Origin of the sequence: Photorhabdus luminescens subsp. luminescens (assembly GCF_001083805.1) — a bacterium.
Classification (GTDB): Bacteria; Pseudomonadota; Gammaproteobacteria; order Enterobacterales; family Enterobacteriaceae; genus Photorhabdus; species Photorhabdus luminescens.
Map to the genome: position 1 here is coordinate 128,640 of NZ_JXSK01000002.1, position 19,718 is coordinate 148,357.

The 19,718-nt window shown below is 45.3% G+C and carries 2 protein-coding genes; both read right to left on the reverse strand.

The features are described 5' to 3' along the window. Positions 1 to 9,858, reverse strand: coding sequence for a non-ribosomal peptide synthetase (locus TI10_RS05550; protein ID WP_049582292.1), 9,858 nt, complete (start codon positions 9,856 to 9,858; stop codon positions 1 to 3). Then, positions 9,855 to 19,682, reverse strand: a complete 9,828-nt coding sequence (locus TI10_RS05555) for a non-ribosomal peptide synthetase (RefSeq protein ID WP_049582293.1) — start codon at positions 19,680 to 19,682, stop codon at positions 9,855 to 9,857. The genes TI10_RS05550 and TI10_RS05555 overlap by 4 nt, the downstream gene beginning before the upstream one ends. Positions 19,683 to 19,718: the final 36 nt, after the last annotated feature.

Sequence of the window (19,718 nt, forward strand, 5' to 3'; positions counted from 1 at the left end):
TCACCACTCGGTTACCTCATATTCTTCCACTACAGCCCCAACTGACTTGTTACGTTGAATAACCATTTCTTTTTCAAGCCAATCACATAACTGCTCTAATCTTGATCTTTCAAACACCATCGCAATTGGCACGCCAACGGAAAATGCCTGTTCAATTCGAGAAATTAGCTTCATCGCTAATAAGGAATGACCACCTAAATCAAAAAAGTTGTCGGCCATGCTTACCCTGTCTTGTTGCAATAACCCCTGCCAAATTTTCGCAACACTTTGTTCCAGTTCAGTCACTGGCGCGATGTATTTGGCTTTGACAAAGTTATCTGCTCCAGGCTGTGGAAGTCGGCTGCGATCCACTTTGCCATTGGTATTCAGCGGAAAAGCCGCCATCTGCACATACGCAGATGGCAACATGTAATCAGGTAAGCTAGCCGATAAATAGGCTTTAATTTCAGATAAATCCAATGAATTAGCCGCGACAAAATAAGCGATAAGCTGCTTATCGCCTGCTTCTGTATCAATCGCAATGACTACGGCTCCGGTTATGCCATCGAACTTACTTAATTGAGCTTCGATATCACCGAGTTCAATTCTGAACCCACGGATCTTGACCAGATGGTCGTTGCGGCCAAAGTAGTTGATCTCACCGTTTTGATGAAAGCTGGCTAAGTCCCCAGTTCGATATACTCGTTTCCCAAGCACCCAATCACAATCAAGATACCGCTCTGCGGTAAGCTGAGGCTGCTGATAATAGCCTCTTGATAAACAGTCCCCAGCTAAATATAGCTCGCCGATGGCTCCCATCGGGACAGGCTGCAAGTACTCATCCAAAATATAACAGGCCACGTTAGGCAATGATCGGCCAATCGTCGGCAAATCAGGCCATGAAGCAGGTTCTCCCTGTAATGTGTTAGACGTGACGACATGGGTTTCTGCCGGGCCATAGTGGTTCACTAACTTACATTGACTATGTGTCGTGAAAAATTGTCTGATAGCCGCCGTGATTTTGAGCCTTTCAGCGCTCGAAACAATAACCCTTAATTCGGGGAACTGTAGCCCATTAACACCGCTATACTCAGCCAGGTTCTGCAATACGGCATAAGGTAAGTTCAGGATTTGAAGTTGCACCTGCTGGATTTGCTTCGCTAATAGCCGAATATCCAACTGAGTCGATTTATCAATAAGTTGTAGTGAACCCCCGGACAACAGCGGCATGAATATGTCTTCAAAACTGAGATCAAAACCAATTGATGAGAACTGTAACCAACGGTTCGGCCCCGTAAGCGCTGGTTCAAGCTGGCTAATACCTTGTAATAAATTGCTCAGCGCCCGCTGTGGCATTTCAATCGCCTTAGGCTTACCCGTTGAACCTGAGGTATAGAGCACGTAACCGAGGTAATCCAAGGAGTATTCGATAGCCAAATTACTGATTGGTTGTTTGTCCAGTATCTCTACTGTGCCAGGATCATCCAATAACACCATTTTCTGGCGTTTTACCGCAAACCTATCACTCAAGGAGCACATCGTTACTAAGATCTCATCAGACAGATCACTAAGAATGATGTTTAAGCGTTCTGTCGGTAATGAGGTATCCAGCGGCACATAACCGGCGCCCGTTTTTAAGATGGCGATAACAGTGATGACCATCTCAAAGGAACGTTCAATGAACATCACGACGGGAGTATTTACTTTCGCTCCCTTGTTCAGGAGATACTGAGCAAGTTGATTAGATCGCTGATTTAACTCACAGTACGTCATGGTCTCGCCAGCAAAATTCAACGCAATCTCATCGGGAGTCGCCTTAACTTGGGCTTCGAATCTCCCAATCAGAGTTTGTGAGTTGTCATACGGTAATACCGTTTGATTTAACGAATGCAACAGGAACGCCCGTTCCTCAGCATCAAGGATGTCGAGCGACAATGCGGCAACCTGTACCTGATTTTGCAAAGCAGTAACAAGTTGTCTGCTAGCATTGATGAGATATTCCACCAAGCGTTCAGCATCAAATCGACTGTCGATTTGAGCAGCAACAGAAAAATCATCCCCGAAATCGTCAATCGATAGGGTAATCGGGTAATTGGTACGTTCTCTTACATCGACCAACTCAATGCCGGTTTTTTGCCAAAGTTGGTTAAGCTCACTTGTCTCGCCACTTACTTCGGAGTGACGGTAATTCAAAATACTGTCGAATAAACTGCTAGAACCCGCCAGTTTGCTACACTGTTCAGCAATCGCAGTCGGTACTTGCTCAAATTGCAGCAAGCTAACCAGTTTCTGTTGCATTTCCTGCATTAATTGAGCCACGCTCAACTGACTCAAATCAACACGCAGCGGCAAGGTATTGATGAATAAACCAACGACTCGCTCAATATTATCAACACCCTGCAAGCGACCAGATAATACCGTACCGAATATGACATCTTTAGTACCGCTGGTTTTCGCCAGAACCAATGCCCATGCCATGTGAAAAATAAGCGCTGGACTTATCTGCCATGCAGAAGAAGTGCGACGAACCTCTGCGGATAAATCCGCAGGCAATCCAATTTGGATTTCAGTGAATACGTTATTATTAACCATTCCACTTGTGATCCCAAAAGGCGCCGTGATTTCATCAACCCCAGCCAATTGCTCGGTAAAAAACTGTTGCGCCGCTTTTGTATCGGTTTGGCTGATGGCGTTTAAGACAAACTCCCGATAACTCAAAGCTTCTGGTAGTGACTTTTCATCACCGGTCAAGATAGCCAGAAATTCTTCTTGAATAATCTCCAATGACACATGATCACTTATCAGGTGATGCTCCTGCACCATAACATAGCGCTGCTTTTGCTGGCGGTCGATAAACCGGGTTACCCTGACCAACGGCGCCTGAGTAACATCCATCCATTGTTGTGATGGTTCCATAAACTGCGCTAACTGCTGCTGGATATCAACATCATCCCTCAAATCGATGTCAACCACCGGTAATGGCGCCTCTTTGTAGATAACCTGCACCGGTTCATCAATACCTTGCCAAAAAATTCCGGTTCGCAGCGCATCATGTCGCTGTACTATTTTATCCAATGCTCCAATAAAGCTTTCCATCTCGGTGTTTGACGGAAATGAATACAGCATCGGAGTAACATAAAGGTCAGATTTCTCACACATCATGTGATGGAATAAGATCCCTTCCTGTAATGGCGCCAAAGGATAAATGCCAACAATATTTTGCTCACCTCCCGGCGACTGAGAGACGATCAAAGCCCGCTCAGTTTCCGACAGGGAAACCAGACTTTCCAATGCTTCATGGGCTGTTAACAGCGGTGATCCCTGTTCGGTTGCCTGTAGTGGATCGTAAAGTTGTTTCGCCATATCCCGTAATTTCGGGTACTCAAACAAGGCCCGAATATCCAATCGATAACCATGCTTTTTAATATGGGATAGCATCTTCATGCTCAACAACGAGTGTCCGCCCAACTCAAAGAAGTTGGCAACAGCACTGACTTGCGCCAATCCAAACAGTGTTCGCCAAATTTCAGCTAGCAGGGTCTCCTGTTCAGTGGCTGGCGCGATATATTCAATTTCCCCCTGAGCAACAAAATCTGGTTTAGGCAGCGCTTTACGATCTACTTTACGGTTGGCAGTAAGCGGTATCTCCTCTAGCGCCACAAACGCCGAAGGGACCATATAGCTCGGTAACTGCTGACTTAATAGGTGTCGAATCTCAGCAATTTTCTGCTGACCATCAAGAGTGATATAGGCCGCCAGATACTTGTGAGCCGATTCATCCTCTCGAGCAATGACAACCGCGTCACGAATGGCAGGCAAGCTACGCAGCCTTGTTTCTATCTCCCCTAACTCAATACGGAATCCACGGATCTTAACCTGATGGTCATCACGCCCGTAATATTGAATATCCCCTGCCAGTGAATAACGCCCCAAGTCGCCAGTTCGATAGAGCTTTGGATAGCGGCTGACAAAAGGATTATCAATAAATCGTTCACGGGTTAATTGCTGTTTGTTGATATAGCCCCGCGCAACACCGTCACCCGCGACACAAATTTCACCAACAGCGCCAAAAGGCACAAGCTGTTGGTTTTTGTCCAACAAGAAGATGGCCGTATTTTGAATTGGGCGCCCAATACTTAGGGCGTCTCCCTGAAAATCGTAGGCAATGCAAGTATTGACCGTGTATTCGGTTGGCCCATAGGCATTGACTAAACGGGGTAAATGCCCCGGTCGCTGATACCATGCAGCCACTTTATCCGGCTTAATCTGCTCGCCGCCGACACTAATTTGGCGAATATGCTCAGGTACTAAGACCGTATCTTCACTTACCACTTCGTGCCAAAACGTGGTTGGCAAATTCACCGCACTGATCTGGTATTCCCGGCACCTTTGCCAGAAAGCGGCGACATCTATCAGCCAATCTTCGCCACGTAAGACCAACGTGCCGCCATTGCCAAGGGCGCCAAATATTTCTTCAATAGACATATCAAAACTGAGGGCGGCAAATTGCAGTACCCGATCCTGTTTTGAATAAAGATAGGCATCTGCAAGACCCACCACCAGATTCACTAATGCCTGATGTTCAATCATCACACCTTTCGGCATGCCCGTAGAACCCGAGGTATAAAGAACATAGGCCAAGTGGGTAGAACACAAACCCAGTTCAGCGGCGGAAAGATTATCGGTTGGGAATCCTGCAAACGAGGTGGTAGTCACATCAATGCTCAATGGACTATTTTCAGGCAATAACTTGCTGTTATGGCTGTTGGTTATCACCATCAAAGGCTGTGCATCATCAATAATATAAGCAAGCCTCTCTTGCGGGTACGCAGGATCGAGAGGCAAATAGGCACTACCCGATTTCAAGATGGCAAGTACCGACACGATCATGTCAATACTTCGCTCAATACATATCGCAATCATTGAATCCGGTTTGGCGCCCTGAACAACCAGATAATGCGCCAACTGATTGGCTCTGGCATTAAGTTGCGCATAAGTCAACTGCTGGTCGCCAAAGACCAGCGCAATGGCATCCGGCGTTTGCTCGGCAAACTTTTCTATCCGCTCATGGATACATTGGCTACGGTCATACTCTACCGCTGTCTGGTTCAAACCGTGCAACAGGTAATCTTGCTCTTCCAACGGTAACAGAGCCAAATCGCCAAGCTTTTCGGACGGAGAAGCCACAATGCTCATCAATAAGGTGGTAAAACGTACCACCAGCCGTTTTATTGTCTGCTCTGCAAACAAATCCGTGTTGTACTCGAAACTAAAAGTCAGGCCTTCCTCTGTCTGGCTGGCATCCAGTGTCAATTCATACATCGCATTGCGGGTCTGTTCCGGCCTCGGCCGCAAACTTACCCCTTCCAATTGCAGCTCCACACTGTCATTCGTATTCATAGAAAACATGATTTGGAACAACGGTGAATAACGGGTGCTACGCTCCGGTTGCAACCGCTCTACTAATAACTCAAACGGGACATTTTGATGTCGCTGGGCAGCCAGGTTTACCTCCCGGATCGATCTCAGGTAATCGATAAACGATTGCTCTAGCTCACATTCGCTGCGCAATACCAGCGTATTGATAAAACAGCCGATCAACGGCGTTAATGATGTCTGCAAACGGTTCGCTATCGGGGTTCCCACCACAATATCTCGTTGCCCGCTGTGACGACTGAGCAGTACCGTAAACGCCGCATGCAACACCATAAAAAGAGTGCACCCTTGTGTCAGCGCCAGTTGCTGCAACCCTTTGCTAACCTCATTGTCCAAACTAAATGCATAACTGCGGCCATGACTGGTTTGGTTGGCTGGCCGCCCGTAATCCAGAGGCAACCCGTGTACTGGGGGTAAATCCGACAATTGTTGCTGCCAATATTCTAACCCTGCCGCTAACTGAGATTCTCCTTCTGCGCTGTGTTGCCAGACCGCATAATCAGCATACTGAATCTCCAGAGCCGGTAACGGGTTAGCCCGACCTTGACGATAAGCTTGGTACAAGCTCACAAGTTCCTTAACCAGTACCCCCATTGACCAGCCATCAGAAGCAATATGATGCATGTTAAATAACAACACGCCCTGCTCCGTTGAAGTGATGATGTAGCGACAACGCACCATCACATCCTGTGCCAAATCAAATCGGTAGGTCATTTCATGCTGAATAGCCTGTTCAATCCACGCCTCTTGCCCGGCTTTGCCGATGTCACTGATATCCGATTGAGCTATCTCAAACGACCACTCCGGCTTGATAACCTGCCAGGTGCCATTTTCATCGCTGTGGTAAACCGTACGCAGCACTTCGTGTCGATCGATGATGGTTTGCAGGGCCAGATTCGCTGCCGACAGTTCAAATTTACCGCTTACCGTATAAGCTGACACCATGTTGTAGGCGGTGCTATCACCGCCAAACTGCTCGATAAACCAGATTCGTTGTTGAGCATAAGATTGCGGTAATAAATTTGTCTTGCGTTCAAAAATAGGAATTGTTTGATAATGCTTATCCGACGCTGCATAAGGCACTTTCTCTGCAAGAAGAGCCACTGTTGCAGCTTCAAAGATATCTCTTACCTGTAAACTGCATTGAAACTGCTCATTAATCTTTGTGATCACCTTAGTCGCAATTAATGAGTGGCCTCCAACCATAAAAAAGTTGTCATCCCGGCCTATTTGCTCAATACCTAGCATTTCGCACCAAATAGCTGCCAGTATTTCTTCTTTCTCGTTGATGGGCGGCGCACTGGCTTTAACAGCAATATCACTGTCTTGCGGTGTTGGCAGCGCTTTGCGATCAATCTTGTTATTTAGCGTAAGCGGCAATGTTTCGAGCTGAATAATTGCTCGTGGTAACATATAAGCAGGCAACTTCTGCTCAAGGTGTTGACGTAGCGCATCAATATCAATTTGTTGCTCGGCGACCACATAACCCGCTAGATACTGTTGTGTTTGCCTATCGTTTAGCGCAACCACAACAGAACGGGTTATTTGTGGAAACAGGTTGATAACCTGTTCAATTTCGCCAAGTTCAATTCGGTGGCCCCGTAATTTCACTTGGTAATCATTTCTGCCCAAATACACAAGTGAACCTTCTGTAGTGTAACGAGCAAGATCACCCGTTTTATAAACCCTGGCGGTTAAACCGTCAGAAAATGTCAGGTTAATGAATCGCTCAGCAGTCAGATCTTCACGTTTGAAATAGCCGTCAGCAAGCCCATCACCACCAATGTATAGCTCTCCCACCGCCCCAAAAGGCACCGGTTTTAATTGTTCATCCAGTAAATAAATTGTGGTGTTGTTTAACGGTAACCCGATAGTAACAAGTTGCTGCTCAAGTAGTTGCGCGTCCAGTTTCGCAATGGTTGACCAAACCGTGGTTTCCGTCGGTCCGTACATATTCCAGAGAGCGTTACCTTTGCTCAATAACGCCGTTGCTGTCGCTAATGGCAAGGTCTCGCCGCCACTGATCATTTTTAACGACGAGCGCCCCTGCCAGCCTGATTCAAGCAACATATTCCAAGTTGTTGGCGTGGCTTGTAACAGCGAAATGTTATGTTGTTCGAGTAGTGCAACCAGTCTGGCGGGATCAGTCACGTCTTGCTGCGCCGCCAATACACAAGCGGCGCCAGACAACCAAGGCAGATAAAGCTCTAACACGGCGATATCAAAGGAAATAGTGGTGATGGCTAAAACATTGTCCTGCGCCATACACTGCAAGTTATCTTGCATTGAGATCAAGAAGTTATTAACCGCAGAGTGGCTGACCATCACACCTTTGGGCTTGCCTGTAGAACCCGAAGTGTAAATCACGTAAGCCGGAGCAGATGCGGCTAAACCGATCGACTGTTTAGAAATATTGGTGGCGGGTGATTGGCTAAGATCAATGTGATCCAGTAAGCAGGTTAATTCCGCAAAATCGACTAATCCTGATGCGCATTCGCGGTTACTTATAATACGGCTACTTATAATACGGTTACTTATAATACATTGCGGCTCTGCATCGTTCAGCATATACCGCACTCTATCGGCAGGAAAGCTGGGATCAACCGGAATATACGCAGCCCCGGCTTTCATCACTGCCAATAGTGCTGTAACCATGTCGATGCCTCTCTGCAACAACACAGCAACTCGTCCACCCGTTGAAACGCCCTGCGCTCTTAATTGATGTGCTAACTGATTAGCTCTGGCATTAAGTTGCGCATAAGTCAACTGTTGGTCATCAAAGATCAATGCAACGGCATCCGGCGTTTGTTCAGCAAATTCTTCTAGCCGCTCATGGATACATTGGCTACGGTCATACTCTACCGCTGTTTGGTTCAAACTGTGCAGCAGGTAATCCTGCTCTTCCGGCGGCAACAGAGTTAAATCGCCAAGCTTTTCGGACGGAGAAGCCACTATGCCTATTAGCAAAGTCGTAAAACGCGCTGCCAGCCGCTTTATTGTCTCCTCTGCAAACAAATCCGTGTTGTACTCGAAACTAAAAGTCAGACCTTCCTCTGTTTGCTGGGCCTCTAACGTCAATTCATACATCGCATTGCGAGTCTGTTCCAGCCGCGGCCGCAAACTTACCCCTTCCAGTCGCAATTCCACACGGTCATTCGTATTCATAGAAAACATGATTTGGAATAACGGTGAATAACTGGTGCTGCGTTCCGGCTGCAACCGCTCCACTAATAACTCAAACGGGACATTTTGGTGCCGCAAGGCAGTCAGGTTTATCTCCCGGACCGAACCTAGATAATTGATGAACGATTGTTCCAGCTCACACTCGCTGCGCAACACCAGCGTATTCATAAAACAGCCTATCAACGGCGTTAATGATGCCTGCAAACGGTTAGCTACCGGGGTTCCCACTACAATATCTCGTTGTCCGCTGTGACGACTGAGCAGTACCGTAAACGCCGCATGCAATACCATAAAAAGAGTGCAACCCTGTGCCAACGCCAGTTGCTGCAACCCTTTGCTAACCTCATTGTCCAGGCTAAATTCATAACTGCTGCCATGACTGGTTTGATGGGTTGGTCGCCCGTAATCCAAAGGCATCCCATGTACTGGAGGTAAATCTGATAACTGTTGCTGCCAATAGGCTAACCCTGCCGCTAACTGAGTTTCTCTCTCTGGGCTACGCTGCCAGACCGCATAATCGGCATACTGAATCTCCAGAGCCGGTAACGGGTTAGCCCGACCTTGGCGATAAGCCTGATACAAGTTCACAAACTCTTTAACCAATATCCCCATCGACCAGCCATCGGAAGCAATATGATGCATGTTAAATAACAGCACGCCCTGCTCCATTGAGGTGCTGATATAACGACAACGCACCATCACACCCGATGCCAAATCAAATCGGTAGGTCATTTCATCCAGAATAGCCTGCTCAACCCATGCCTCCTGCTCGGCTTCGTCTATATCATGGATATCTGATTGGGCTATCTCGAATGACCACTCCGGTTTGATAACCTGCCAAGTTCCATTTTCATCGCTGTGGTAAACCGTACGCAGCGCTTCGTGTCGATCGATAATGGTTTGCAGGGCCAGATTCGCTGCCGCCAATTCAAATTTACCGCTTACCGTATAGGCTGACACCATGTTGTAGGCGGTGCTCCCACCGCCAAACTGTTCGATAAACCAGATCCGTTGCTGTGAAGAACTTAGAGGCAACTCTTGAGTTCGAAGAGCCGGTTCAATCACCATTTCATTGCCAGGGATATCGACTCTGCCTTTATCGAGAAAATCGATCAGCTCAGCTTTGTGTACTTTAATTTTGGCCTTTAGTTCATCGGGGAAGTGAGCGCCTTTTAACTTAAACCCTAACTTACCCTCTTTACTGAATAGCAATACACCCTGCTCATAAGCGTCTTTAACTAATTTCAACATGTCCATCATAACCACCCCTCTTCACCTGCTGTTTCAAGCTCACTTTGGATTTGCCCTTGTAATTGCTGGTTGCAGATTAATTCTGCAAGTTCATGCAAGAGAGGTGTCTGGAAAACCTGCATAGCACCAAGCTCAATGACAAATGCAGCATTGATTTCCGTGACTAATTTGATTGCCAATAATGAGTGACCGCCTAGTGCAAAAAAGTTATCGTTGCGCGATATTTGTTTGACATTCAGTACTCTTTGCCAAATTGCCGCCAAAGAGATTTCCGTTTCACCAACTGGTTCAATAAAACTATCGCTTTTATCATGCTCTGGATTAGGTTCAGGCAGCATCTTGCGGTCAATCTTGCCATTAGGCGTCAACGGCCATTCTTCAACCACAACCATAACTGACGGTATCATGTAGTCCGGCAAGGATTTAGCTAATGCAGATTTGATACCCTGAATAAACCGAGTTTGAGCCTGCTGCCATTCTGCACTCGCCCTCTCATTCGTCAGCTTATCCGACACCAGTTTGATATAGGCAACCAGTTGTTTGTCGCCTGCCAAGGTTGTCTTAACCAGCACCAGAGACGAGTTCACCCCTGCCTGCTGATTGAGTTGATACTCAATCTCACCCAGTTCTATTCTGAAACCACGGATTTTCACCTGATCATCAATACGACCAACAAACTCCAGATTGCCGTCTGGCAGGTAGCGCACCAAATCGCCGGTTTTGTACAAACGCTCACTGCTATCAGTATTGGCTGGATCATGAAACGGATTGGCAACGAAGCGTTCCTTCGTTAGCTCAGGACGGTTGATATAACCGCGGGCTAAGCCTGCGCCGCCGACATAAAGCTCCCCCGTAGAACCGTAAGGCACAAGTTGTTGCTCTTTATCCAAAATATAAGCCTGACTATTGCTAATGATCCTGCCAATAGTCGGTGTGGTGTGCACGGAAGAATCCAATTTCGCCCAAGTAGAATATGTCGTATCCTCTGACGGTCCATATAAGTTATAAACTGTTACATCTTGATTTTTCTCATATATCTCATTGACCAAATTTGCAGATAAAGCCTCGCCGGCCAAATTAATAACCCGAGTCCCCTCCGGTATCGCATTTTGTTCAACCAGAGAGTTCATTGCAGAAGGTACCGTATTTATCAGAGTCACCTGGCAGCCAATGCTTTGATGTAGAACCAGAATGTCCTCAACAACACACACCCGCGTACCCGAAACTAAAGGTAAAAATAGTTCAAATATTGATAAATCAAAGTTCAGAGACGTTGACATGAGAACACAAGCAATGTCCTCCTTGGTATACTGCGATTGAGCCCAACTGAGCATGGCAATTGTATTTCTATGCTCAATCATCACCCCTTTAGGTTTACCCGTCGATCCTGAGGTGTAAATCACATAAGCCAGATGACCGGCGGTCAACGCCAATGAATGCTTATCCAGATTAGTCGTAGGATAGTGGCTGTATGCCGTGCTGATTTGACTATTCGTACTGCCAAGATTATCTAATATCACCCGATGACCGTTGAAGTCTGGCAGTACCTGCTCCAGGTGCGACTGGATCAGCACCACCTCAAGCTGCGCATCTTCCAACATGTAACCCAGACGTTCTTGAGGATATCTTGGGTCCAGCGGCACATACGCGCCTCCCGCCTTGAGGATCGCCAAAATGCCGATTACCATCTCCAGTGAACGCTCCACGCATAAACCCACTAGCGTACCCGGCTCAATAGCGTGGCGTTCCAACAGATAGTGCGCCAACTGGTTGGATTTTTCATTGAGCTGCCTGTAAGTCAATTGGTTATCACCGCACTCCAGCGCAACGTTATCAGGATTTGCTTCGGCCTGTTGTTCAAACAGCTCGTGGATACACTTGTCCTTTGGATATTCTACATAGGTATCATTGAGCGTATGCCGCAGGTACGCGATCTCCACATTTGACAACATCGGCAAACTGGCAAGTGAAACCCGTGTATAGTCATTTGCCTTCGTCGCTTCGGCCAGTCCTATCAGTAAACGTGACAGGTGATCATTGAGCTGCTCAATATGTTCATGGCTGAACAAACTGGTGTCATAGACCCAATGCAAATGCAATCTATGCTCACTAATACTCAGGTCAATATTGAGATCAAACTTGGTTTGGATATGGTTCGGAGCGATTGAATTCAGCTTCATTCCCGGCAGGTTGAAGGCAACCTCTCCAACGTCGCTATTCAGTCCATAATCTGTATCGGTCGTCAACATGATTTGGAACAATGGCGTATATGCTGTACTCCTTGTTACTTGTAACCGTTCAACCAGTTGTTCAAACGGCACGTCTTGATTGGCCTGAGCATCCAGATGCACCTGTTTGACATGAGAAAGGTAATCACTAAGCATAGCGTGCTTAGTATCTACTCTTAGTATCAAGGTGTTAACAAAGAAGCCAATCAGCGTTTCCAGCTCTGCCTGCAAACGGTTCGCCACTGGCGTGCCTATCACAATGTCATCGCTGTTGCTGTGACGAGATAATAATAATGCCAACGCAGCATGGAATAGCATGAACGGAGTCAGTTGATGTTGTCTGGCCAAACTGACCAGTGCTTGCGTAGTGTCCTCCTGCAATGAGCCTGTCACCACGGCGCCTTGATGTTGCCTTACCTTCGGCCTCGGTCTGTCCAGCGGCAAACCGTGTACTGGTGGTATCTCATCCAATTGCCGCTTCCAATAGCTGATCTGCGACGCTAAATACTCACTTTGCAACCTGTCACGTTGCCAAACTGCAAAATCAGCATATTGAATGTCAAGTTCCTTTATTTCGACCTTGTTCCCATTGCGTAAAGCATCATAACGAACAACAAACTCATGGGTAAGAATATCCTCAGACCAGCCGTCAGACGCAATATGATGAGCATTAAATAACAATACGCCATTATTGACTTGACGCTGAATAAAGGTGGCGCGAATCATTAAATCGCGGCTTAGATCAAAGATTCGTCTAGCGTCTTCTTCCATTAATTCAGCTACATGCTGACTTTGTTGCTCCTTAGGCATACAGGTTAAATCAATATAATTAAGCGTCAGATTTCTTCCAGATAGAATTTTCTGGAACGGCTTGCCGTCTTGCTTAATGTAGACCGTACGTAATATTTCATGACGCTCAATGATTTGATTGAGTGCTAATTCAGCTACGCCAACATCAAATTCGCCCTCAACAGCAAATGCAATGGGCATATTGTATTCCGCACTATTTTGGTCAATTTGGCTAAGAATCCACAAACGTTCTTGAGCAAATGACAGCGGCAGTAACTCACCGGTTCGTGGCTGTTTGGGGATCGAATCAACTGTCGTCGCCGTCCGCTGTTCAAGCATAACCGCAAGTTCGGCCAGCGTTGGATGATCAAAAATAGCTCTAACAGCAATTTCCCGTCCAAGTTCGGCACGTATTTTAGAAATTACCCGAATGACCAATAAAGAGTGGCCTCCGAGGTGGAAAAAGTTGTCGTTTCGACCGACCCGGTCAACATTGAGTACTGATTGCCAAATACCGGCTAATGCTTGCTCGATCTTATTAGCAGGTTCAACCCACTCAACGTGATGATTGACTAAACAAGGTTTCGGCAATGCATGGCGATTAATTTTATCCGCCGCATTCAATGGCATCTTATCCAGAATTTCATAGTAGCCGGGGATCATATAATCCGGTAAGTGATGGCTTAGTCCCTGCCTAACGTTATTAATAATCTGCTCGAGCTGAGCAACATTTGCCGTTAATACCAGATAAGCGACCAGACAATTTTCACCCGCTCTATCTTTATGAACGAGTACCGCTGCTTCCGCCACTTGGGGTAACTTCACCAAAGCCGACTCAATTTCCCCCAGTTCAACACGAAAACCTCGAACTTTTACCTGATTATCAATCCGCCCAACAAGTTCCAGATTGCCATTGGCGTCCCAATAACCTAAATCGCCAGTGCGATAAAGTCGGGTCCCATGCCCGTTCATTGTGAGGAAAGGGTTATCTTTAAAACTTTCTGCCGTTTTTTCAGGTTTATTCCAATAACCTTTGCCCACACCAACACCAGACACGCACAATTCGCCAATAACATTAGTCGGCAAAATTTGCATATGTTGATCCAGAACATACATGGTTAGGTTTGGTAACGGCTTGCCTACAGGAATATTTTTAACGCGCTCTTCTAGCGGTTCGTCAATAATAAAATAGGTGATATCGTCCGATGCTTCGCTAGGTCCGTAACCATTCATCACCGGAATCTCAGGGTAATATTGCAACCAGCGATTAACCAAAGGCACCGGACAAGGTTCAGCAATAATCATTAACCATTTCAGATTCGGTAATGGCGTTGCTACCTCACCCTGACTCAGCAAGTGTTCTAACAATATTTTCAATACTGACGGAGCGGTTTGAATCAGATGAATTTGTTCGTCTTGCAACACGCGAACATATTCAGGCAAATCCATCGCATCAGGCAGAATGACTGTTTTGCCTCCACTTAGCAAAGGCGCCAGAAATTGCCACACAGATACATCGGAAGAAGAAGCGGCACTTTGTAGAAAATTACGTGATAACAGTTGGTTATGACGCCCCATAAAACCAAGAACATCAAATTCGGCATCAATATGATTCAAAGCCCCGGCGTGGTGCACCAACGCGCCTTTAGGTTTGCCAGTAGAACCGGAAGTATAAATCATATAAGCCAGATCATCAGGATAACACTCAACCTCCGGGTTCGTATTTGGGTAATGACCCAATGAAGGCCAGTCCACATCCAACCGAAAACGTTTCTGATTATTGAAAATTAACCCATTTAAATGGCTTTGAGTTAAAACCACATTAACCCCAGAGTCAGCCAACATATACGACAAACGCTCAGGTGGATTAGTGGGGTCCAAAGGAACGTAAGCAGCGCCGGCTTTCATAATGCCAAGTATGGCAATGACAAACTCAATGGAACGTTCGGCATAGATAGCAACAATATGATTGCGTACCACTCCTTGTTCTATCAAGTAGTGAGCCAGTTGATTAGCGCACTGATTAAGTTCAGCATAAGTGATGCGATGGGTATCACATACAGCAGCAATGGCCGCAGGTGTTTTTGCTACCTGATGTTCAAAGCGTTGATGAATCGCCACTGTTTTATCATAAGCAACTACAGGGCTATTGAATTGGTTAATAATCCGCTGTTGTTCGCTAATAGGCGTTATAGATAATGTCAGTAATGGTGTTTGCGGAGCTTGACCCAACGCATGAATAATAACCTCCAATGCTGTTCTCATATAAGTCAGAACATTATCCGCCCCGACTTGTGACTCAACATGAACTTGCATTATGAAATCATGATCGAGTTGCTCAACGCCCATTTCTAACGGATAGTTGGTGTACTCTTTAGTACCTATCATTTCAAAATGATGGCTTTGGTTGGCAACAGCTACTTCACTTTTATGACTGAAATTCAACAAACTGGTAAACAAGGGCGTGCCGCCAGGCAAAGCGCTGTAACGCAATGCTTCGGAAAGAGAAAAGTGCTCATAGTCGGCTAATTCAATTAGTTCATCATGAATCTGTTTTAATGCTTCGCTTACCGACAAATCTGCCAAATTGATGCGTATAGGCAACAAATTGATCAACATTCCCAGAATACGATCGCTACCACGAATAGCTTGCTGCCGTCCTGACATCATGGAGCCAAAAACAACATCGGATTTACCGCTGCATTTAGCAACCACCAACGCCCAAGCCAAATAAAAAATATTCGCCGCACTGATGCAGTGTTGACTAGCCAAGTCAATAATCTGTTGCGCTAAACGCGGACCAACCCATTCTCTGACAGTATCTATTTTCAACCCGTCGTTATAAACATCTAATAACCCGAAAGGCGCGGTGGTTTCAGCAACATCAGACAGCTTAGCTTTAAAGTAATCAACGCCGCTATTGGATTGGTTAACTCTTAATGAATAAGCAACAAACTCACGATATTGAACCGGAGTAGGCAACAACACATTGGGATCTTCAAGCAAAGCGTGCATTTCTGCAATTTGCAATAAGACAGAAATATGATCACTTAATAAATGATGTTGCTTTAATAGTAGAAAACACTCATCAGTCTTCGTGTCTTTAGCTGCAATCGCTTGCATCATAGGCGCACGATCCAGCTTCATATGGTGGTGTTCAATCGCAGATAATTCTGCCAAAGTTTCCAATGCTGAGAAACCTGGAGCAATAGTTTGCCATTGTAAAGGAACCGAAGCTGTTCGATGAACAACCTGAACTGAGGTGGTTAAATCATGCCAATGAATAGAAGTGCGGAAAATATCATGACGCGCCACTATCTTATCAAGAGTATGTAGAAATGCTGTCAGCTTTTGCTCATTAGCAAACTTGATCAGAATGGGGATGATATAAGTATCATGCTCTTCATTCATCCGATGGTGAAAGAAAATGCCTTCCTGCAACGGTGATAATGGATAAATATCTTGTATATTACTGGCGCCGCCCTCAATTTGTTGGCAAATAATTGCGATTTCTTCTTCACTCAAAGTCACCATATCCAACATATCAGGCGTGATATGTTCAACATGCTCTGCAAGCTTATTAACAGCTACCTCTTGGTGAATTAACGTTTCTTCATCCTGACGGACACAAGATAAATGTAATGCCAATTCTGCCAGCGTGTTGGTTCGATAAATCGCACGCATAGGCAGTTGATAACCACGCTGAGCCAATTCTGCTCGCAATGACATAATTAATAAAGAGTGACCACCTAGGGCAAAAAAGTTGTCATGGCGGCTGACTTTACTCAAGGCTAATAGCGACTGCCACAGTTGTGCTAATACCAACTCGGCTTCGCCCTCAGGGGCAACAAATTCCTGCTGACTATAATCTTGTTTTTGTGGTAGTGGTAATTGCCTAAAATCTAACTTGCCGTTTTGTGTCAGTGGTAATTTTTCTAGCTGTACAACCGCAACAGGCAACATGTAATCAGCTAGTTTGCTCTTCATCGCCAGACGAATAGCATTAACATTGATGATTTCTTCAGCCACAACATAAGCAATTAATTGCAGCCGATCATCAGAACCAAGCTGTCGAGGATAGACAACCGCTTCATGAATACTGGGATAATCCATTAATTGATTGCTGATTTCTTCTGGCTCAATACGAAAACCGTTTATTTTTACTTGATTATCATTGCGCCCAATAAATTCTAAATTACCATCAGGCAACTGGCGTACGATATCTCCTGTGCGATAAAGTCGCCCCGGACCAAAAGGATTATCCACAAAATACTTCGCGCTATCTTGTTCACGATTAAGATAGCCACGTGTTACACCTGTGCCGCCAATATATAATTCCCCCTGAAACCCTGAGGGAACACTTTTTAAATTCGTATCTAATATATAAAGTTGGGCGCCATAATTAGCTTTACCAATGGGAATCATCGCCGTTACATCAGCCAAGGATGCCATGCAGTAAGCAGACGCGGTTACTGTTGTTTCAGTCGGACCGTATGTGTTGATAAGTTCGATAGCAGGACCATGTTCGAACCATTCGCGAGCACTAACGGATTTAACCATTTCTCCGCCTAAGATCACTAAACGTAGTGAAGAATCAATAGGTTGACGACTGTAATTCACCAGTTGATGCCAAAAAGCGGTAGGTAAACTGGTCACCGAAATTTCATGGCGGCGGCAAAATGCCCAAAATGCATCAAAATCGTAATGAATATCATCAGCTCGTAACACCAGAGCGGCGCCGTTACATAAGGAACCGAAACACTCTTCCACAGAAATATCGAAGCTGACCGAAGAAAACTGCAAAAACTTATCATGTTCAGTCAGTCTATAAGACTCGGTAATGTGCGCAACAAAATGACTCAACTGCTTATGTTCAACCATCACCCCTTTGGGCTGCCCCGTTGTGCCGGAGGTATAAATCACATAGGCCAGATGTTCCAACTGTAAACCAATATTGCTTGCGGATATGTTCGCCGCAGAACACTGGGCCAAATGTTGATTAAACTGAGCATCATCGAGCAATAGTGTTGCGATCTTGCATGCCGCCAATCGATGTGCAATGGAAGAGATTGTTATGCAAACAACAGGTTCAGCATCGGTCAGCATAAACTGCAAACGACCATCGGGATAATCGGGGTCCATAGGAACATAAGCAGCTCCAGCTTTCAGCGTTGCCAGCATCGCCACGACCATCTCACTCGATCGCGGCAAGCAAATAGCAACACGGCTATCAGGCCGAACCCCCTGCTCAATTAAATAGCTGGCTAATTGATTAGCTTTATTGCTCAATGCGGCGTAAGACATTCGTTGTTCGCCATCCACTATCGCAATAGCATCAGGATGCCGTTCAGCATATTGCTCAATTTGCTCATGCACTAATGAGACAAGTTTTTCCCCTGTCACAACAGATTGACTTAAATTCCACAACTCCTGTTCAACGTCTTTACTCACCAGATCAAGTGAAGTTAATAACGCTTCAGGCTGTGCAACCATTTGTTCGACCAAAGTCATAATGCTTTGCAATAAATGTTCAGCCTGATGTGACGAGAAATAATCATGACGATAGTCTAGTTGGAGCTGAGTGTCTTGCTTATCACCGTAATTACATAATATAACGGTGAGAGGAATATCTTCACGCCCATGACTAAGGTAATTAGTTTCCGTATCCAAGCCACTAGCACTGAAATCAAAATCAATCTGTTGATAGTTGAAAACAATATCAAAAAGACGTTCACGACCTTGAGCACGTAAAGACAAATCCTTATATAAAGCACTCGAAGGATAAGAGCGATAACGATAGCCGCTTTTTATAGTACGTGCTGTCATTGCTACTGATTCAGCCACCGACATCTGCTTATTTTGCGCGCACATTATCGGCAGCATTGATATAAACGAACCAACCATATTGCGTTGAGCTGATGTAGTACGATTATGTAAAGGCGTGCCGATGAGGACCCCATCACTTTGGTTGATACGGTTTACTAGAGAAGCAATCGCTGTAATAAAAAGCGGCGATATTGGTAAATTACATTGACTCGCCTTGGCTAAAAATGACTTATATCTATCAAGTTTAATAAAGTATACAAGCCTGCTATTTCTCCTTGAATCGGCAATTCCAAGACTTTCTTTCCTGCATTGGAAAGGCACATCTGGTAATTGGTGGAGTAACTCTTTCCAGTATTTAGCTGCCTTTGCTAATTGCTGACTATAATTCTCCGGTAACGGTTGCGCAGCAAGATCAAGAAACCGCTCCCCCGTGTTTTCTTTAGGCTTATTTCCCAGATCTAATTGCTGGTAGGTGTCGAAAATACTTCGAAACCAGTTAGCATAACCGACACCATCAATGATGATGTGATGAGAAATAAAGTATAGCCAGAAACGATTTGGAGCTAACTGAATTAAGCCGACTCGATAAAGCACATCCTGTGCTAATCTAAATGGCTCAGAGAATATCCGTTCAATAATAGCCAAAGCCTTAGATTCCGCCCCTTCTTCACTCGAGAGATCTAAATGAGACAGTTCAAAATGATGATCTTGAACAATATGAGCAAATTCAACTGTATCTTTTAGCGCATCCGAATCAATATGACGCGGTATTGAATACTTATCTACTATTGAACAGCGAAGCACAGCATGTTCTTGGATAGTGTGTTTTATGGCGCATTCGAGATTCTTTATATTAATAGATTGTTTAATCTCAACATAACCACCTATATTGAACGCTGCGGTATCCTCTCTATTTATATGATCAAGATAAATTTCTTTTTGCTGTTGATTTAGTGGAATAACAAGCGGTTCAACTTTATCTAGAAACATACTATAATCCCTTTAAAAAATATTATTTTTGGTTTT